Annotated in this window: 5 protein-coding genes; all 5 read left to right on the top strand. The window is 77.1% G+C overall.

Annotated features, from left to right (window positions below; all coding sequences use genetic code 11):
• Window positions 1–572: FAD-dependent oxidoreductase (locus tag B0E53_RS35070; protein ID WP_146167922.1), on the top strand; the 572-nt coding region annotated here is incomplete at its 5' end.
• Window positions 563–763, top strand: coding sequence for a sulfur carrier protein ThiS (gene thiS / locus B0E53_RS35065; RefSeq protein WP_091318006.1), 201 nt, complete (start codon window positions 563–565; stop codon window positions 761–763). The genes B0E53_RS35070 and thiS, both read left to right, overlap by 10 nt.
• Window positions 760–1539: a thiazole synthase gene (locus B0E53_RS35060; protein WP_107079787.1), complete on the top strand. Its 780-nt coding sequence runs from the start codon at window positions 760–762 to the stop codon at window positions 1537–1539. The genes thiS and B0E53_RS35060 overlap by 4 nt, the downstream gene beginning before the upstream one ends.
• Window positions 1540–1670: 131 nt before the next feature.
• Complete coding sequence (locus B0E53_RS35055) at window positions 1671–2294, top strand: thiamine phosphate synthase (protein ID WP_107079788.1); 624 nt, start codon at window positions 1671–1673, stop codon at window positions 2292–2294.
• The coding region (locus tag B0E53_RS35050; protein ID WP_107079786.1) for a PfkB family carbohydrate kinase at window positions 2291–2816 on the top strand (526 nt) is incomplete at its 3' end. The genes B0E53_RS35055 and B0E53_RS35050, both read left to right, overlap by 4 nt.

Raw genomic sequence — 2816 nt, 5'->3', positions numbered from 1 at the left:
TGCGCCCGGCCCGGGTGGGCGCGCTGTCCGAGGTGGACGCCCAGGTCACCGTGGTCGCGGCCGGCTGCGGCGCCGCCGCGCTGACCGGGCTGCCGGTCCGGCCGGTCAAGGGCCAGGTGCTGCGGCTCCGCGCGCCCGGCCGCGGCGCGCCGGACTTCCGGCACGTGATCCGGGGGTACGCCGACGGCGAGTCGATCTACCTGGTGCCCCGGGACAGCGGGGAGGTGGTGGTCGGGGCGACCGTCGAGGAGCGTGCCGACACCGAGGTGACCGCCGGCGCGGTGCTCCGGCTGCTCCGCGCCGCCGTCGACCTGGTGCCGGAGCTGGCCGAGTACGACCTGGTCGAGGCGACCGCCGGGCTGCGCCCCGGCACGCCGGACAACGCGCCGATCATCGGGCCGCTGCCCGGCCGGCCCGGCGTGCTCGTGGCCACCGGGCACCACCGGCACGGCATCGTGCTCACCCCGGTCACCGCCGACCTGGTCACCGAGCTGATCGTCACCGGCGAGCCGGACCCGCTGCTCGCCCCCTTCACCCCGGACCGGTTCGGGAAGGAGCCCAGGTGGAACTGATCGTCAACGGCGCGGGACGGGACCTGCCCGGCGGCTCGACCGTCGCCGACGTGGTCCGCGCGGTCACCGCCCAGGAGCGCGGCCTGGCGGTCGCGGTGAACGGCGAGGTGGTGCCGCGCGGCGGCTGGTCGGCGACCGTGCTGCGCGACGGCGACCGGGTCGAGGTGCTCAGCGCCGCCCAGGGCGGGTGAGCCGGATGTCCTTCGAGATCGGCGGGGTCGGCTTCGGCTCCCGGCTCATCCTCGGCACCGGCGGCGCGGCCAACCTGCACGTGCTGGAGCAGGCGATCCGCGCCTCCGGCACCGAGCTGGTCACCCTCGCGCTGCGCCGGGTGGACACCGCCCCCGGGGCGGCCGGCGGCCTGCTCGACCTGCTGGACCGGTGCGGCGTACGGCTGCTGCCGAACACGGCCGGCTGCCACACCGCGTCCGAGGCGGTGAAGGTGGCGCGGCTGGCCCGGGAGGCGTTCGACACCGACTGGGTGAAGCTGGAGGTGATCGGCGACGAGCGCACGCTGCTGCCCGACGGGGTGGAGCTGCTGCGCGCCGCCGAGGAACTGGTGGCCGACGGGTTCACCGTGCTGCCGTACACCTCGGACGATCCTGTCCTGGCCCGGCGGCTCGCCGACGTGGGCTGCGCGGCGGTGATGCCGGCCGGTGCGCCGATCGGCTCCGGGCTGGGGGTGAGCAACCCGCACCACATCCGGCTGATCCGGCAGGGCGTGGACGTGCCGGTGATCCTCGACGCCGGGATCGGCACCGCCTCCGACGCGGCGCTCGCCATGGAGCTGGGCTGCGACGCCGTGCTGCTGGCCAGCGCGGTCACCCGGGCGGCCGACCCGGTGGCGATGGCCACCGCTATGCGGCACGCCGTCGAGGCGGGGCGGCTGGCGTACGGGGCGGGCCGGATCGCCCGCCGCTTCCACGCCCTCGCCTCCACCCCGGACGAGGGAAGGCCGGACCTGTGACCCCGCCCGCCTCGGCCGACGTCGACACGACAACCTCCGCCGACGGGCCGCTCGGCACCGCCTGCACGGCAGATCTTGGCGGGAAGTGGCCCCTGGAGGGGCCGGAACCTCCCACGATCTCGCGCAGCGCCGTGCCGTCGGGCGTGGTGCTGCTCACCGACCGCCGGCAGGCGCGGCGCCCCCTGACCGAGGTCGTCGAGGCGGCCGTGGCCGGGGGAGTGCGCTGGGTGGTGCTGCGGGAGAACGACCTGTCCCGGGCCGAGCGGGCCGCCCTGGCCGCAGAGCTGCGCGCCATCATGGCCGAGGCCGGCGGCACCCTGGTCGTGGCCGGCCCGGACCCGCTCGACGGCGACGCCGTCCACCTGCCCGCCGCCGGCCCGTACCCGCCGCCGGCCGTCGGACTGGTCGGCCGCTCCTGCCACGACGCCACGGAGCTGGCCCGACTCACCACCGAGGACTACGTCACGCTGTCGCCGGTCTTCCCGACGAGGACCAAACCCGGCTACGGCCCGCCCCTGCACCCCGGGAGGTTGGGCGAGCTGATCGCGGCCAGCCCGGTGCCGGTGCTCGCGCTCGGCGGCATCGAGACGCCGCAACAGGTCCGGGCGTGCGTCGCGGCCGGCGCCGCCGGGGTGGCCGTGCTCGGCGCGATCATGCGCGCCGGGGACCCCGCCGCGGTGGCCGCCACGCTCACCGCGGCCCACCAGGCGGCACGTCGGCCGCAGCCCTCCAGCGCAACCAAGGGAGCCAAGTGACCCCGAGGACAACGCTCACGATCGCCGGCTCAGACTCCGGTGGCGGCGCCGGCATCCAGGCCGACCTCAAGGTCTTCGCCGCCCTCGGGGCCTACGGGACCAGCGTGATCACCGCGGTCACCGCGCAGAACACCCGGGGCGTGGACGCCGTCCTGCCGCTGCCCCCGCAGACCGTGCGCGACCAGCTCGACAGCGTGCTCGGCGACTTCGACGTGCGAGCCGTGAAGACCGGCATGCTCGGCACCCCGGCGGTCGCCGACGCGGTGGCCGTGGCGGCGCGCGCCGGCCGCCTGCGCCACCTGGTCGTCGACCCGGTGCTGGTCGCCACCAGCGGGCACCGGCTCGGCGTGGTGACGGCGGTCGAGCGGCTGCTCCCGTACGCCGAGGTGGCGACGCCGAACTGCGCGGAGGCCGCGGCCCTCGCCGGACGCCCGGTGACCACGGTCGAGGAGATGGTCGCGGCGGCCGAGGCGCTGGCGGCCGGCGGCCCCGCGCACGTGGTGGTGACCGGCGGCGACGTGG

Origin of the sequence: Micromonospora sp. MH33, assembly GCF_003013775.1 — a bacterium.
In the GTDB taxonomy this organism is placed as follows: domain Bacteria; phylum Actinomycetota; class Actinomycetes; order Mycobacteriales; family Micromonosporaceae; genus Micromonospora; species Micromonospora fulviviridis.
Note: the sequence above shows the minus strand (reverse complement) of the source record. Positions and strands in the feature narration are given on the sequence as shown.